This is a genomic window from Sporosarcina koreensis (assembly GCF_001531445.1).
Classification (GTDB): Bacteria; Bacillota; Bacilli; order Bacillales_A; family Planococcaceae; genus Sporosarcina; species Sporosarcina koreensis_C.
Window position 1 is genome coordinate 12,291 of record NZ_LQYA01000052.1, and the last position, 15,683, is coordinate 27,973.

The window sequence follows — 15,683 nt, forward strand, 5'->3', positions numbered from 1 at the left end:
TGTTAAAACCTCCTGCTGAACAGGCGACCGACCGCCGCTGTTCAATATTCAAAATCCAATGTGTTCAAAATATCCATCTGTACAGGTTTCCAGCCTTTTTCATCGACCCACTCAAGGAAAACGCGGTATTTCTTTGATTTGTCCCTTGTCGAAGCTATACCGACCGATTTTTGAGGGCTGCCTCCGTTCTTAATCTTCCAGAAAATCAATTCATTCTCGGAATGACCAGTCGCATATGCAATAGCCTTTTTCTTTTCATTCCAATCAACGGATTCACCGTCATACTTCGATTCGTGCTCACCCGATTGGTCTGTGCCAACAGGTTGCCATCCCGGATTGAAGACAGTTTCCATAATGATTTCGTCGTCATCCGGAACGATCGTTACAGTGCCTGGCTCTTCTTCATCTACCGATCCATCATCGATGCTGTCTGATTCGCCCTCTTCCTCGCTCGGTGACGAAGACTGGCTTTCATCGTCACTTTTCTCACCACTTGTTTCATTCGATCCCTTTTCATCCTCAGAATCAGAGACGGAATCATTTTCTTCATCTTCCGATTCTTCAGCAGATGAACCGGCTTCATCAAGCACCTGTTCTTTAGAGGCGTTCTCTTTCCCGTCATCATCATTATTCCCAACGATGATGGAAGCGCCGACAATGAGAATCAGTAAAACGACGAGACCGATCATAATATTTAAAAGCCGGTTACTCCGATTTCGCATTTTCTTACGATTGACTCGCGAGTATCTTGGATCATTACCTTTCATCCAGCCTTCCCCCTATCTTCTTTCCTTTACGTGGAATGGCCGCCCTCATTTGAAGGCGGCCATTAACAGGTCACTTAATTTCAACAATAACGACCGACATTTCTCCACCAGGAGTCAAGATTTTCACTTCATCGCCTTTGCTGCGGCCGATCAAGCCTTTCGCAATTGGTGAATCGTTGGAAATCAATCCTTCAATCGGATTCGCTTCAGCCGAGCCGACGATTGTATACGTCTCCTCATCTCCATCAGGCAGCTCCTTAAATGTAACCGTTTTCCCTAGTTGTACTTCATCTGTGTTCATTTCATCTTCTGTAATGATGACAGAGTTGCGGATCATCGATTCCAGTGAAGAGATCTTTCCTTCTACAAACGCCTGGTCTTCTTTTGCAGAATCGTACTCCGAGTTCTCCGATAGATCTCCGTAGCTTCGTGCAATTTTGATGCGTTCCACGACTTCCTTACGTTTTACTGTTTTTAGAAATTCCAGTTCTTCTTCTAATTTCTTCTTACCCGATACTGTCATCGGATACTTTTTCTCTGAAACCATTATACAACACTCCTCATATTCCTGTTCATAAAAACACTATGCCGCTCCTGCTAGAGGTATGCGACATAGTCTCATTTATATTGAATTCTGACTACATCATATTACAATTTCGTTCCAAATTCAAGAATTGTTTTTATTTTCGTGACCATCAAATCGACTGCAACTTCATTGTGACCGCCTTCCGGGATGATAATATCAGCATATCGCTTTGTCGGCTCGATGAATTGATTATGCATCGGACGGACGACTGAGAGATATTGTTCAATGACCGATTCGATTGTGCGCCCGCGTTCATTAATATCCCGCATGAGACGTCTGATGATGCGCAAATCCGCGTCAGTATCTACAAAAAGTTTAATGTCCATCAAATCCCGTAGTCTTTCATCCTCCAAAACGAGGATCCCTTCGAGAATGATGACATCCTTTGGCTCAATCGCAATTTTCCGCTCTGATCTCGTATGAAGTGCATAATCATAAACAGGCTTTTCGATTGTCTCCCGATCAAGCAGCTTTCCGATATGTTCTATCAATAGATCCGTATCAAAAGCGAGCGGGTGATCGTAGTTCGTCAGCAGTCTTTCTTCAAATTCAAGATGGGATTGATCTTTATAATAAAAATCTTGTTCGATGACGACAACCGAGTGTTCCTTAAATACATCATATATTCGGTTTGTAACACTTGTCTTCCCGGACCCCGACCCACCGGCAATACCGATGACAAGAGGCTTTCTCTTATCCATTTCTTTTCCTCCCACAAATACAGGGCCCATGCTCAGTCCCTCTTTTTCACAGCAACCAGGATTCCATCCCCGACAGGCAATAGTGACGTTTCATAACTTGGTTGCTTCATGACCCATGAAGTGAATTCTTTCAGATTACGTATCATCGTACGATTCCTCTTCGGCACCTCTTCATCCGAAAGCATGACCGCACCATGCATGAACATATTATCACAATAAATAATACCGCCCTGTGCCACATGCTCGGAATACTTTTCAAAAAAACGTTTATACTGCCCTTTTGCAGCATCGATGAAAAGGGCATCATAGCGTAAAGAAGGCAGCGATTCATCAGAGAGAAGAATAGCATCTCCTTCGATGATCGTAATCCTATCCTTAAACCCGCTTCGCTCTATATATTTTACCGCAGATGCATGCCTCTCGCTGTCTCGTTCAATCGTAACGACTGAAGCGCCTTCCAAAGCGGATACCATCCGGATAGCAGAATAGCCTATTGCACTCCCGATTTCAAGTATAAGCTTTGGACGTTGGATACGAAGGAGACCTATGAACGTTTCCATTCCACTCCTGTCCATGATCGGAATGCGGTGTTCTGCCGCGAATTCCTCCATTTCCTGGATTAATGGGCTGTCCACTTCCCGCAAGCTCGAAATATAAGCTTCAAAGTCTTTCATACTAGGCACTTCCATTCTTTTGGATCGCTTAATCAATATATTTTGCCCGATTTGCTAAATGCTCATCATAGGTCTTCGCAAAATGGTTATTCCCTTCCTTGTCAGCAAGGAAATAGAAATAGTCTGAGACAGAAGGATCAACGACCGCTTCTATTGAAGATTTACCGGCATTTGCAATCGGCCCCGGAGGAAGACCTGTGTTTACGTACGTATTATATGGATCCTGGACTTCTAGATCTTCAAATAGGACTCGATCCTTATGTTCTCCTAATGCATATAGCACTGTAGGGTCCGTTTGCAATGGCATCCCTTCATCCATCCGATTGTAAAAGACGCTCGCAATCGTCTCGCGGTCGGTTTTCGCCGTCGCTTCCCTTTCAAGCAGACTGGCAAAAGTTAGCAGCCAATGGACCGATTTCTCCTTACTCTCCAAATATGCGAAATACGGCGTTATATTATCCGACGTTGCATCGAGCATCGTCGAAACAACCGTTTGGACCGTCGGCTTTTCTTCAAAAAACGGATACGTCGCCGGGAATAAATACCCTTCCAACGGATATCTGACATCTTCCCCCAAAATCTCTTCGGTTAATATGTTCGGATATCTGCCCATCAAATCTGCAACTGTTTGCTCATTATTGACGTAGTCCAAAAACTCTTTTTTCGTAATGCCTGTCCGTTTTTCGACAATTGCTGCAATCTGTTCCAACGTCAAGCCTTCTGGAATAGTCATCGTGAATACAGGAGTCCTATAGACTTTACCTGTCTTCAAGCTTTCGATCAATTCATCCAAAGTCATCGCTTTTGTCAAACCGTAAGATCCTGCCTGAAATTCCGATTCATTGTTGAATTTTGCATAGTACTTAAAGATTTTCGCATTTTTCACTAAACCTTTGGCTTCCAGTATTTCCGAAATCGATGTCAAACCCGAGCCGATTGGGATTTCCACTTCAATCACTTTTTCCGAGTTCGGGTCAACCGGTTGAAGAGCCTCACTTATGTATTTATAGCCCGCACGCCCTCCAATCAGGCCGCCAATAATCAGAACAAGCGCGACAACAAACACAATACGCCTGACGATCTTTACTTCTTTTTTCTGTTCAAGCATCTTTTCGAACATCTGATCTTTTTTCGAGCCATTATCCATCCAGCATCACCTCATTCCAAACAAATTCTATCTTAAAAAAGGTCCATGGCAGTGAAAAGACGGAATGGCCTGCACCATTCCGTCCGTGCACATATGGATTATTCTTCGTCCTCGTCTTCAGCAAGGAAAGTGTTCAGCATCTCTTCAATCATGTCCCACTCTTCATCAGTCTCAATCGGTAATAGTTCTCCGTCTTCGTTATCTTCAGATGGGATGAAAGCAGAAGCGTGAATTTCCACTTCCTCATCGTCGCCCACTTCTTCTTCGCCTAAAATATGATAAAGGACATATGATTTTCCGAAATCCTCCGAATCGAATGTGAAGATCACCTCACACACATGCTCCTCACCGTGCTCGTCTACAACTGTCATTGTTTCTTGTCCATGTTCCATTATTATTCACCTCATCTATTTTTTGAATCAAGATACCCTTGAAGTATCATGACTGCCGCCATCTTGTCGATGACCGTCTTTCTTTTTTTTCTGCTGACATCAGCATCAATCAACATGCGCTCTGCCGCCATCGTTGTTAAACGCTCATCCCATAAGCTTACCGGCAGTCCAAACGCCTCTTTCAACATGTCAGCAAACTTTTCGGATGCTTCCCCTCTTGGACCAATGGAGTTATTCATGTTTTTCGGATATCCGACAACGAAAGAGGTGACAGCGTATTCAGTTACAAGTTCCTGAATTCTGGACATGCCAAATTGGCCGGCACTTTCATCGATTTTAATCGTTTCGATGCCTTGGGCTGTCCACCCAAGGGCATCGCTTATTGCTATACCGACTGTTTTGGATCCAACGTCCAATCCCATTACCCTCAATTCGTCTTACCTCCGTTTTCACGGATATAAAACTTCACGAGTTCCTCAAGAATTTCATCCCTCTCCAATTTCCTGATAAGGTTACGCGCTTCATAATGGCGAGGAATGTAAGCCGGGTCGCCCGATAAGAGGTAACCGACAATTTGGTTGATGGGATTATAGCCCTTGTCTTCCAATGCTTTGTGCACATGGAGCATGACCTGCTTCACTTCTTGCTCCATCGATTCTTCAGGAAAGTTGAATTTCATCGTCTTGTCGTATGAATTCATAGTCGACACCCCGCTTTCCAATCGTCCGTTTGCAAATCGGATACCTTTCCCACTTACTCTATACCCGACATCCATTTCCGCTTAAACGGATTTGACATAATCATACACGGAATGAAGAGCTTCATCAAGTTTAGAAGTATCCTTCGCACCTGCCATCGCCATGTCAGGACGCCCTCCGCCCTTACCCCCACAAAGAGACGCTACATGATTGACGATTTTTCCTGCATGGAAGTTTCCATTTTTCAAATCTTCCGTCACTCCTGCTGCCAATAAAACTTTTTCATCAGAAGCAGCTCCAAGGACGATTACACCTTTACTAACTTTCTGCTTCAATTCATCAACCATTTGCCTCAGTGCATTATTGTCTTTCACATCCACTCTTGCGGAAAGAACTGTCACATCGTCAATCTGTTGTGCTGTTGCAAGAATATCCGAAAGCTGACTGTTACCAAGCTTCGCGGAGAGCGATTCGTTTTCACGTTGAAGCTCTTTCATCTCCGATAAGAAGGAGCTTACTTTCGTAACAAGATCTTTCGGGTTGGATTTCAATAAAGCTGCAGATGCGGTTAGCAGGGCTTCTTCCTGTTTGAATGAACGATAAGCCTCTTGACCTGTAACCGCCTCAATCCTTCTCGTTCCCGCACCAATGCCGCCTTCCGATTCAATCTTAAAGAGTCCGATCGTTGAAGTAGCCTGCACATGGCAGCCACCGCATAATTCGATTGAATAATCACCGACTGAAACGACACGGACGATATCGCCGTATTTCTCACCGAATAAAGCCATTGCTCCCATTTCTTTTGCCTCATCGATGGCTTTTTGTTCAATTTGGACAGGAATATCCGCCCAAATCTTTTCATTGACGATTTCTTCGATATTTTCCAGCTCTTCTTTCGTCACCTGACCAAAATGGGAGAAGTCAAAACGCAGACGGTCAGGACCGACGTAGGAACCTGCCTGGTTGACATGCTCACCGAGGACCGTTTTCAAAGCTTGGTGAAGAAGATGTGTAGCCGTATGGTTTTTAATTGTCATTTTACGGGATTCCGCATCCACAACTGCAGTCACTGTCGCCTTGTAATCAATTTCACCTGAACGGACAACCGCTGTATGCAAGTGCTGACCATTCGGCGCCTTTTTGACATCTTTCACATCGATGATGAAAGCATCGCCAGAAACAGTTCCTATATCGGCGATCTGTCCGCCGCTTTCCGCGTAGAAAGGTGTCTGTTCAAGCATGAACTGGATTTCATCACCTTCCGAAGCATGTGCAACCAATTCACCATTATACAAGAGAGCAATGATTTTAGTTTCACTGGATAATTGATCATAACCGATGAATTCGCTCTTTTCATGGATATTGCCAAGCACTTCCGATTGGACATGCATCGAATCGACATCAAGTCGTGCCGCTCTTGCGCGTTTCCGTTGGTTATCCATTTCTTCATCAAATCCGGCCCGATCTACTGTGACGCCCGCTTCCTCCGCAAATTCCTCTGTCAGCTCAAAAGGAAAACCATACGTATCATAAAGCTTGAATGCATCAGCTCCGGATACGATTGTGCTGCCGGTAGCTTTCGCGTTTTCGATGACGCCATTCAAAATCGTCATTCCCTCATTCAACGTTTCGTGGAACCGTTCTTCCTCATTCTTAATGACTTTCATGATGAATGCTTCTTTTTCGTTAACTTGTGGATAGAAATCTTGCATTACTTCCCCGACGACAGGGACGAGTTCATACATGAATGGTTTATTTATGCCTAATTGTTTTGCGAATCGGACAGCACGGCGCAGAAGTCTTCTGAGGACATATCCTCTGCCTTCATTGGAAGGCAATGCGCCGTCGCCGATTGCGAACGCTACAGTCCGGATATGATCTGCGATCACTTTGAATGCCGTGTCTTTCACATCGTCTTCGCCGTACTTCTCACCTGACACTTTTTCTACTGAATGGATGATCGGCATGAAAAGATCCGTGTCGAAGTTCGTAGGCACTTCCTGGATGACAGAAGCCATCCGCTCCAGCCCCATCCCTGTATCGATGTTTTTCTTTGGAAGCGGCGTGTACGTATGATCTGGGTTATGGTTGAACTCGGAGAACACTAAGTTCCAAATTTCCAAATAACGGTCGTTTTCGCCACCTGGATATAATTCCGGATCAGAGAAATCATCGCCGAAAGCAGGACCGCGGTCGTAGAAGATTTCAGAGTTCGGGCCGCTTGGGCCTTCCCCGATATCCCAGAAGTTCCCTTCCAGACGGATGATGCGTTCTTCGGGAATGCCGATTTTGTCTTTCCAAATGTTGTATGCTTCATTATCTTCCGGGTGAACTGTGACAGAAAGCAATTCGGGATTGAAACCGATCCACTTTTCATTCGTCAAGAAATCCCATGCGCGAATGATCGCTTCTTCTTTGAAGTAATCACCAATTGAGAAGTTCCCGAGCATTTCGAAGAATGTATGGTGGCGAGCAGTTCTGCCTACATTTTCGATGTCGTTCGTTCGAATTGATTTTTGCGCATTCACGATTCGCGGATTTGTCGGGACAACACGTCCGTCAAAATACTTTTTTAGTGTAGCGACTCCGCTGTTGATCCAAAGAAGTGATGGATCGTCAATTGGAACTAAGGGTGCTGATGGCTCTATGCTATGGCCGTGCTCTTCGAAGTAATCCAGAAACATTTTTCTAATTTCAGATGCTGTTAATTTTTTCAATGTTAATCCTCCTTAATAATCAAGTTGCTGGATTCCCGCTACAGCCGGACGCTTTCCGCGGGCGAGCGGTGATCCTCCTCAGTCGCTTTGCTCCTTCCGGGGTCTCCCCTGTCTCGCTTTACCGCAGGAGTCGCCGGCTTCCGCTCCAATCCTCAACATTAAAACTTTCATTTCAATAAATAAAGAAAAATAAAGAAAAAATAAAAAATCCCCGCCCCTGTACAAGGGACGAAGATTTTTCGTGGTACCACCCTAATTTATCGGCAGTAAGCCGATATCTCAAGAAGCCTTAACGTGGCTAACGGCAAGTGTTAGTTGCTCTCAGGAGTAGCTTTCCGGCAAACGGCCATGGGAATCCTTGCAGCCTCGGGATCCCTTTCTGAACACGGCGGTAAGCGTACTTTCTCCGTCATCGGTTTTTCTATGATACTTTGGATTATAGGGAAAGGAAGTCCCCGTGTCAATCCATCGCCTCCAAAAAATCATAGGGTGTTACACCTTGCATGCCGATCATCGGATCGATTCCGAGGATCGTCTCCATTGTCAGCTTATGTTTTTTCGGTTTTTGCGGTGACGTGCTACCACATTCAATAAGCTCGGACTGTCGCTCCTGAACTTCTGAAGTCTCCTCGGTTTCTTCATGGTTTTCGATAGTGGATTCCTTCCGCAAACGGTCTTTCAATGTCGTCTGCCGTTCCAGCTCATCCGTCCGGTTAATGCCGATTTTGAATTCTTCCGGTTCGCCGCATAAGATCAGGAAATTCTTGGCTCTAGTTATTCCTGTGTACAAAAGGTTTCTCCTGAGCATTTTCCTGTATCCTCTTACGACCGGCATGACAACGATCGGAAATTCGCTTCCTTGGGATTTGTGAATCGAACAACAATAGGCGAGCGTGATTTGATTCAGATCATTACGCTCATATTCCACTTCAATTCCGTCGTAGGAAACAATCATCATTTCCTTTTTATCAATGGTTTCCTTCGCCTTGATGATGGAAATGACTTCACCCATATCGCCGTTGAACACATTGCTTTCAGGTTGATTGACAAGCTGCAGCACTTTGTCGCCGATCCGATAGACGACTTCCCCAAAGGCGACTTCTTTCCGGTCGGGTCCCGGGGGATTGACCATCTGCTGGATCATCTTGTTCAATCCATCGATGCCGGCTGGCCCTTTGTACATCGGAGCAAGCACTTGGATATTTTTAATGTGATGGCCTTTCGAAATGGCGTTTTTCACGACTTGTTCCACTACTTTGAGGATTTGGTCACCACTCGCCTTAATGAAAGAGCGATCTGTCGTTTTGCGAGTAATGTCATCTGTCCATTCTGCATTTTTAATCATATGCGCCATTTCGATGATTGTCGAACCGGCGCTCTGACGATAAATTTCGGTCAGTTCCACGACTGGAATCTTTCCGGATTCAAGCATGTCTTTTAACACTTGACCGGGTCCTACAGGCGGAAGCTGGTCTTGGTCTCCGACGAAAAGCACTTGGATTTCATCATGCAATGCTTTCAAAAGCTGGTGGGCAAGCCATGTATCGACCATGGACATTTCGTCGATGATGATGAGCCGACCTTCCACTTCCTTGCCGATTGCATCTTCCTTTTCTTGGCCATTGAAGCCGAGAAGCCTGTGGATGGTCATTGCGGGCAAACCGGTTGATTCGGACATCCTTTTCGCTGCTCTACCCGTAGGGGCCGCCAAAACGATCGGAAAAGTTTCCTCTTTTTCCACATACACTTTCGGATCAAGCGACAGACCATGCAGCTCGGCATACACTTCCACTAAACCGCGGATGACGGTCGTCTTTCCTGTTCCAGGACCCCCTGTTAAAATCATCGCAGGTGAATGGAGTGCTTTTTCGATTGCTGCAACTTGGGTTTCAGCATAATTGACCCCAAGCCTCTCCTCCGCTTCACCGATCGCCTTGCGGATTTCCGAAACTGGAAATTTGTCGGAAAGATCATTTTCCATAATCCTTTCCATTTTAGAGGCGATGCCAATTTCCGAAAAATAAAGCGAGGGTATATATAGCTTTCTACCTTCACCGCAAAGCTTACTCTCCTCAACCAATTCCATCACGCATTTGGAAATGTGGTTATAAGGCACCTCTTCGGTTTGACTCGATTCCAACAAACGTTTCACTTCAGGCAATACCGCCTCTGCCTCTAAATAGACATGTCCAGCAGACTGGACTCCTTGGTTCATCGTGTGGAGAATCGCAGCTTTCACCCTGGAAGGATGCTTTCCTGTAATCCCTAACTGTCTCCCCAATTCATCCGCGCGTTGGAAACCGACTCCCTCTACGTCTTCGATCAGCCTGTACGGATTCTCTTTCAGCAGCTCGATGACTTCTTCCCGATACGTCTGGTAAATTCGCATCGAAAGCTGGGGACCGAATCCCCATTCATTCAACTGAACCATGCTTCGTTCCAAGCCGAGATTTTCCTGAAGAACAGTGACGAGGGTCTCCTTCCGCTCTTCCGATAGCTTCGGAACCCGATCAAGCACATCAGGATTTTCTAGAATTTGCTTAATGGCATCCTTACCTAACGTTTTCACGATGGTGTCGGCAGTTTTCCTTCCGATTCCAGGAAATAGGTCTCCGGATAAGTAATGGACGATTCCCGTTTCGGTTTCAGGCATTTCTTTCGTGAACGTATGGACATCGAACTGTTTTCCATACGTCGCATGATTGACAAGCCTGCCGGTCAGTCTGTAGTCATCTTCGTTCGCCAAGGGAGGAAAATTCCCTTTAATGACGATTTCCTTATCCTCATAGCCGCTATTCGTTTTGCTTATTTTCATTTTCACGATAGAAAATAGATTACCAGGATTGTGGAAAATAGTGACAACAGGTCGTCCAACAATGAAAATCGCCTCATTATTCCCTTGTCCACCAGCCATTCTGATCACCACCTTACGTATCCGCCATTTTGATAATTACCCTAATTTAATCATATCGTAAATATATCGCGCTTGCGTATGTTCCGGTTCAAACGTGAATGCCTTCTCCAAATGGAAAAGTGCATCATCCTTCCGATCCGTTGAGACTGCATACAGCACGCCTAAATTGTAGTGGGCATCAGCATTCTCTTCGTCTTTTTCTAGGACAAACGACAGTTCTTTCCCCGCTTCTTCAAAGAGTTCCAATTCAGCTAATAGAATTCCGTATGCCAACCGGATTTCAAGATCCTCCGGGGCTAATTCCGCAGCCCTTTGATAGTACGGCAATGCAAGCTTGGATTTTCCCGTCTGTTTCAAGCTTTTACCGAGCATGAAAAAAGCGTCAGCTTCATTCAATCCGGCACGCACTGCTTTTTCATAAACGATCGCAGCCTCTTCGAATCTCTCGTTTGTAAAATAGAGATTGCCCAATCCATACAGTGCGGAACCTGCATTTTCATCCAAACTGATCGCCTTTTGAAAAAATCGCTCCGCCCGCTCTGTATCGCCGGCGGAAGCAAAGACATTCCCGAGGTTGATGTATCCGACCGGATTTTCCGGCTCCTCCTCCGCAGCTTTCATGAAGGCTTCGATTGCCTTTTCATATGCTCCTTCTTGGAGGGCCTTGATTCCCATTTCATTGTATTCCATATTGTTTCCTCTCATCCTACATAATCTAGTTGCATACCATTTTTTATGACTTTATCGATTGTTCCCCCGCCTAGACATTCTTCGCCGTCATAGAATACGACTGCCTGCCCCGGAGTGATTGCTCGGACAGGTTCAGCAAATGTGACAATCGCATTTCCGTCCCCTGTCAGTTCAACGGTCACTTTCGTATCAGGTTGGCGATAGCGGAACTTTGCCGTGCATTCAAAAGTGTTTGGCAAAGTGCGTGCAGTTGCAAATCCGATGTTAATGGCAGTCAAGCTATCGGAATAAAGCGCATCATGATGAAATCCTTGACCGACGAGCAATGAGTTCTCTTTCAGGTCTTTCCCTATAACGAACCACGGGTCGCCAGCACCGCCGATTCCTAATCCATGGCGTTGGCCGATTGTGTAATACATGAGGCCATCATGCTTTCCTACTATTTTCCCGTCCATCGTTTTCATATCTCCCGGCTGAGCAGGCAAATACTGTCCTAGGAATTCTTTGAAATTCCTTTCCCCAATAAAGCAAATGCCTGTAGAGTCTTTTTTCTTCGCAGTCGTTAGCCCAGCGCGTTCAGCAATTTGTCTCACTTCAGGCTTATCGAGGCCACCGATCGGGAACATGACCTTTTGCAATTGCTCTTGCGATAACTGATTGAGGAAGTATGTCTGGTCCTTGTTTTCATCTTTCCCTCTGAGCATCGCTACGCCTTGTTCAGTTTCGACGACTTGCGCATAATGTCCGGTCGCCAAGAAATCTGCGCCGAGGCTCATTGCATGATCAAGGAATGCCTTGAATTTTATTTCCTTATTGCACATCACATCCGGATTCGGGGTTCTACCTGCTTTATATTCCTCAAGGAAGTACGTGAAGACTTTGTCCCAATATTGCTGTTCGAAATTGACAGCATAATACGGAATACCGATTTCGTTGCATACACTGATGACGTCTTCATAGTCTTCGGTTGCTGTGCAAACACCGAATTCATCGGTATCATCCCAGTTTTTCATAAAAATACCGATAACATCATACCCTTGCTCTTTTAATAAAAGAGCAGCGACAGATGAATCCACTCCACCGGACATCCCGATGACTACCCGTGTTTCGGCTATTGGTTTATTTGCAGTTCTCATACGTATTCATCCTTTATCATTTCATTTCACAAGCCGCTTGATGATTTGCGCCGTTTTCGTAGCAGCTTCTCGGACCAACTGTTCGTCCAGCCCAAAACCGAAACTGAACCGTACCGAGTTCCGCAATTTCGGCGAATCGCTTCCCCACATCGCTGATAACACATGCGACGGCTCGAGTGATCCAGCGGTGCATGCAGATCCACTCGATACTGCGAGACCGGCCATATCCATATTGACGAGCAATGATTCAATTTCAGTTCCCGGGAAGCTGATGTTCACTACATGCGGCAGACGATCGACTATATCCGCATTCACTTCGAAATCAATTCCTTCTTGGTGAAATACTTCCGTCAAGATCGTTTTATATCGATCATACTTCCGATGATTTTCTTCCATTTCAATTCGAGCTATTTTTACAGCTTGTGCAAAGCCTGCGATTGCAGGTACATTTTCAGTTCCTGCTCTCCTTTTTCGCTCTTGTTCACCGCCAACTTGGAGCGGTGTTGTCTGGAGCCCTTTTCGTTGGTATAGAAAACCGACCCCTTTTGGACCATTCAATTTATGCGCAGAGGCGCTGAGAAGATCGACTTGCAGTTCATGCACATCCAACTCCATAATTCCGAATGCTTGGACGGCATCGGTATGGAAAATCGCCTGATGGTCTTTTACGACTTCGCCGATTTCTTTGATCGGTTGGATGGTGCCAACTTCATTGTTGCCATACATGACCGTGACGAGCACCGTTTGGTCGGTAAGCGCCTCGGCCACTTGTCTGGCAGTAATCCGCCCGTTCACATCGACTGGCAAATAAGTGACGTGATAGCCGTTTTTCTCCAGCTCTTTGCATGAATTCAAAACCGCATGATGTTCAACCGCAGTCGTAATAATATGGTTCCCTTTCTCCTTCATTGCAGAGGCAGTACCAAAAATGGCTACATTATCGGCTTCCGTACCGCCGGATGTAAAGATGATTTCATTTGGTTCGGCATGGAGCGCTTCCGCTATCGCTTTGCGAGCATCATCCAGCAATTTACGGGATGTCCGTCCAAAGCTATGGATGCTTGAAGGATTGCCGAAAACTGTATCCATCGCTTTCACATATACAGCGCTCACTTCCGGATGGATTGGCGTTGTGGCGGCATGATCCAAATATATCGTTTCCATAATAAAACTCCTTTAATGTTTAACTTCAAATATAGAACATATATCCATCGAGATCAGTGGATTCGTCCGATTCCACCAAATCTTTAATTGTCGTAGTATCCAACACTTCGCGAATGGCGTCGCCGATACGGTTCCATAATGACTGTTGGGGAACCTTGTCGCCATCAATCCCCTCTACGACTTGGATAGGTCCTTCGAGTAATCTGATCACGTCTCCTGCAGTGATTTCACCCGGTGACTTTGCTAGTTTATAGCCTCCGTATGCACCACGGACGCTTTTCACGATTCCGCTATTCCGCAATGCAGGGATGAGCTGCTCTAAATATGCTTCTGACAAGTTATGCTCTTCCGCGATTTTTCGCAATGGCAAAGGCCCTTCCCCAAACTTCTTTCCAAGTTCCACAACTACAGTCAGCCCATAGCGGCCTTTCGTAGAAATCCTCATATATAACCAACGTCCTTTTCGCTCCGTATTTCATCATTACACTTCAAAATATTATAGCATAACTGCTCCCTTGCTTCCTTCAAATGACTTCCGCCTTCACGTTGTGTATAATAGTGGAACGGATGTACGGGGGAGTGATTAGCATGAAGAATGAACCACTAGCATTTCGGATGAGACCAAAAAACATAGACGAAGTTGTTGGACAGCGACATATCATCGGTGAGGATACCGCCCTCTACCGTATGATCAACAAAGGGCATGTCCCTTCCATGCTGTTATACGGCGAGCCCGGAATCGGAAAAACTTCAATGGCATATGCGATTGCAGGTACGAGCCACTTGCCGTTCATCGCGTTGAATGCAACTGTATCAGGAAAAAAGGATGTTGAAGAAGTTGTTGCCGAAGCGCGAATTACAGGGAAAGTCATCTTGTTCCTCGATGAAATCCATCGTTTCAATAAACTGCAGCAAGACACACTGTTGCCCCATGTCGAAAAAGGTTCCATCGTGCTGATCGGTGCGACGACGGAAAACCCTTTTCACGATGTGAATCCGGCTATCAGGTCACGTTGCGGAGAAATCCTTCAATTGCAACGGCTGGAGCCTGAAGATCTGGTTAATTTGCTTGAACGCTCCTTGCATGATGAAGATCGCGGTCTTGGCAAAATGACGATTGAAATGACTGATAGCCAAATCCGGAAAATTGCAGAAGGGGTGAATGGAGATGCGCGAAAAGCGCTCACATTATTGGAATCCATCATTTCTGCAAGTGACGAGGAAGATGGAAAAGTCGTTGTTGAAGATTGGTTGATCGATAATTTGATCGGAAGAATCGGTCTTGTCGGGGATAAAAAAGGGTCCCATCACTATAATCTGCTTTCCGCATTGCAGAAATCGGTACGAGGCAGCGACGTGAATGCTGCCATCTTCTATTTGGCTAATCTGCTTGAAACCGGCGACCTGATTGCGGTGTCCCGCCGCCTTCTCGTCATGGCTTATGAAGATATTGGGTTAGCCGCACCCGAAGTGGGTCCCCATGTGCTCGCCGCAACCGAGGCAGCTGTCCGGCTAGGAATGCCGGAAGCGCGCATTCCGCTTGCAAATGCGGTCATTGAGATGTGCCTCGCTTCCAAATCAAATTCTGCTTATAAGGCGGTAGACGCTGCCGTAAAAGCGATCAACGAAGGGAAAACAGGGGACATCCCGCTTCACCTAAGGGATACCCATTATGCAGGAGCTGCGGAGCTCGGGCATGGAGGATACCGTTACCCTCATGACACACCGATCGGTTCATTCGGCGGCTGGGTGAACCAGCAATATTTGCCGGATAAAATTAAGCAAGAGGAATACTATGAGCCCGTCCTTGCCGGCGAAGAGAAAAGGCTTGCGGGGATTTACGAACGGCTGAAGGAATTCAGGAAAGATAAATAGATCTACATTCACGGTCAACTAAGAAGAGCACTTCCTCAAAAATCGAGGAGGTGCTCTTCTATTAAAGAATAAACTGATCCATTTTCAATACGAGTTCCGCAATTTCAGGTTTGCTAACTTGATCATTCGCGCCAACACTGATTCCTTTATGTTTCAATTCGTCCGTGATCAATGATGAAAAGATGATAACCGGAAGCATTGCCAAATCTTTGTTCGCACGGA

15 protein-coding genes and 1 pseudogene are annotated in these 15,683 nt (G+C 45.7%); 1 reads left to right on the forward strand and 15 read right to left on the reverse strand.

What is annotated here, in order from left to right:
• Window positions 1-41: 41 nt before the first annotated feature.
• The 14 genes from AWV70_RS08380 to cymR all read right to left on the reverse strand — a co-directional run bounded on the left by AWV70_RS08380 (window position 42) and on the right by cymR (window position 14,031).
• Complete coding sequence (locus AWV70_RS08380; RefSeq protein ID WP_060206081.1) at window positions 42-767, reverse strand: YrrS family protein; 726 nt, start codon at window positions 765-767, stop codon at window positions 42-44.
• A 70-nt stretch (window positions 768-837) separates the two neighbouring features.
• Window positions 838-1,314 (reverse strand): transcription elongation factor GreA, encoded by a 477-nt coding sequence (gene greA / locus AWV70_RS08385; RefSeq protein ID WP_060206083.1) that lies wholly within the window; start codon window positions 1,312-1,314, stop codon window positions 838-840.
• A gap of 101 nt (window positions 1,315-1,415) precedes the next feature.
• On the reverse strand, window positions 1,416-2,054 hold the full coding sequence (gene udk, locus AWV70_RS08390) for a uridine kinase (RefSeq protein WP_060206110.1): 639 nt from the start codon (window positions 2,052-2,054) through the stop codon (window positions 1,416-1,418).
• Window positions 2,055-2,086: 32 nt separating this feature from the next.
• Complete coding sequence (locus AWV70_RS08395; RefSeq protein WP_060206084.1) at window positions 2,087-2,728, reverse strand: O-methyltransferase; 642 nt, start codon at window positions 2,726-2,728, stop codon at window positions 2,087-2,089.
• Between the two features lie 28 nt (window positions 2,729-2,756).
• On the reverse strand, window positions 2,757-3,875 hold the full coding sequence (gene mltG / locus AWV70_RS08400) for an endolytic transglycosylase MltG (RefSeq protein WP_060206086.1): 1,119 nt from the start codon (window positions 3,873-3,875) through the stop codon (window positions 2,757-2,759).
• A 98-nt stretch (window positions 3,876-3,973) separates the two neighbouring features.
• The gene (locus tag AWV70_RS08405) at window positions 3,974-4,267 is read right to left on the reverse strand and encodes a DUF1292 domain-containing protein (RefSeq protein ID WP_060206088.1); all 294 of its coding nucleotides are present in this window, start codon (window positions 4,265-4,267) and stop codon (window positions 3,974-3,976) included.
• A gap of 11 nt (window positions 4,268-4,278) precedes the next feature.
• Window positions 4,279-4,698, reverse strand: a complete 420-nt coding sequence (gene ruvX, locus AWV70_RS08410) for a Holliday junction resolvase RuvX (RefSeq protein ID WP_060206090.1) — start codon at window positions 4,696-4,698, stop codon at window positions 4,279-4,281.
• Window positions 4,695-4,967 carry an IreB family regulatory phosphoprotein gene (locus AWV70_RS08415; RefSeq protein ID WP_060206092.1) on the reverse strand — a complete coding sequence of 91 codons (273 nt, stop codon included), beginning with the start codon at window positions 4,965-4,967 and terminating at the stop codon, window positions 4,695-4,697. The genes ruvX and AWV70_RS08415 overlap by 4 nt, the downstream gene beginning before the upstream one ends.
• An 81-nt stretch (window positions 4,968-5,048) precedes the next feature.
• A complete protein-coding gene (alaS, locus tag AWV70_RS08420; protein ID WP_060206094.1) occupies window positions 5,049-7,682 on the reverse strand; it encodes an alanine--tRNA ligase in 2,634 nt (877 codons plus the stop codon).
• Between the two features lie 460 nt (window positions 7,683-8,142).
• The gene (locus tag AWV70_RS08425) at window positions 8,143-10,596 is read right to left on the reverse strand and encodes an ATP-dependent RecD-like DNA helicase (RefSeq protein WP_060206096.1); all 2,454 of its coding nucleotides are present in this window, start codon (window positions 10,594-10,596) and stop codon (window positions 8,143-8,145) included.
• A gap of 36 nt (window positions 10,597-10,632) precedes the next feature.
• A complete protein-coding gene (locus AWV70_RS08430) occupies window positions 10,633-11,286 on the reverse strand; it encodes a tetratricopeptide repeat protein (RefSeq protein WP_060206098.1) in 654 nt (217 codons plus the stop codon).
• Window positions 11,287-11,297: 11 nt separating this feature from the next.
• The gene (mnmA, locus tag AWV70_RS08435; protein ID WP_060206100.1) at window positions 11,298-12,422 is read right to left on the reverse strand and encodes a tRNA 2-thiouridine(34) synthase MnmA; all 1,125 of its coding nucleotides are present in this window, start codon (window positions 12,420-12,422) and stop codon (window positions 11,298-11,300) included.
• Between the two features lie 21 nt (window positions 12,423-12,443).
• Window positions 12,444-13,586, reverse strand: coding sequence for a cysteine desulfurase family protein (locus AWV70_RS08440; RefSeq protein ID WP_060206102.1), 1,143 nt, complete (start codon window positions 13,584-13,586; stop codon window positions 12,444-12,446).
• Between the two features lie 25 nt (window positions 13,587-13,611).
• Window positions 13,612-14,031 carry a cysteine metabolism transcriptional regulator CymR gene (gene cymR / locus AWV70_RS08445; protein WP_060206104.1) on the reverse strand — a complete coding sequence of 140 codons (420 nt, stop codon included), beginning with the start codon at window positions 14,029-14,031 and terminating at the stop codon, window positions 13,612-13,614.
• Window positions 14,032-14,174: 143 nt separating this feature from the next.
• On the opposite strand from cymR, the gene AWV70_RS08450 reads away from it, so the two are divergent.
• Complete coding sequence (locus AWV70_RS08450; protein WP_060206106.1) at window positions 14,175-15,461, forward strand: replication-associated recombination protein A; 1,287 nt, start codon at window positions 14,175-14,177, stop codon at window positions 15,459-15,461.
• 61 nt (window positions 15,462-15,522) lie between these two features.
• On the opposite strand, the pseudogene AWV70_RS23405 reads toward AWV70_RS08450, so the two are convergent.
• Window positions 15,523-15,683, reverse strand: a pseudogene (locus AWV70_RS23405) (response regulator); the annotation flags it as partial.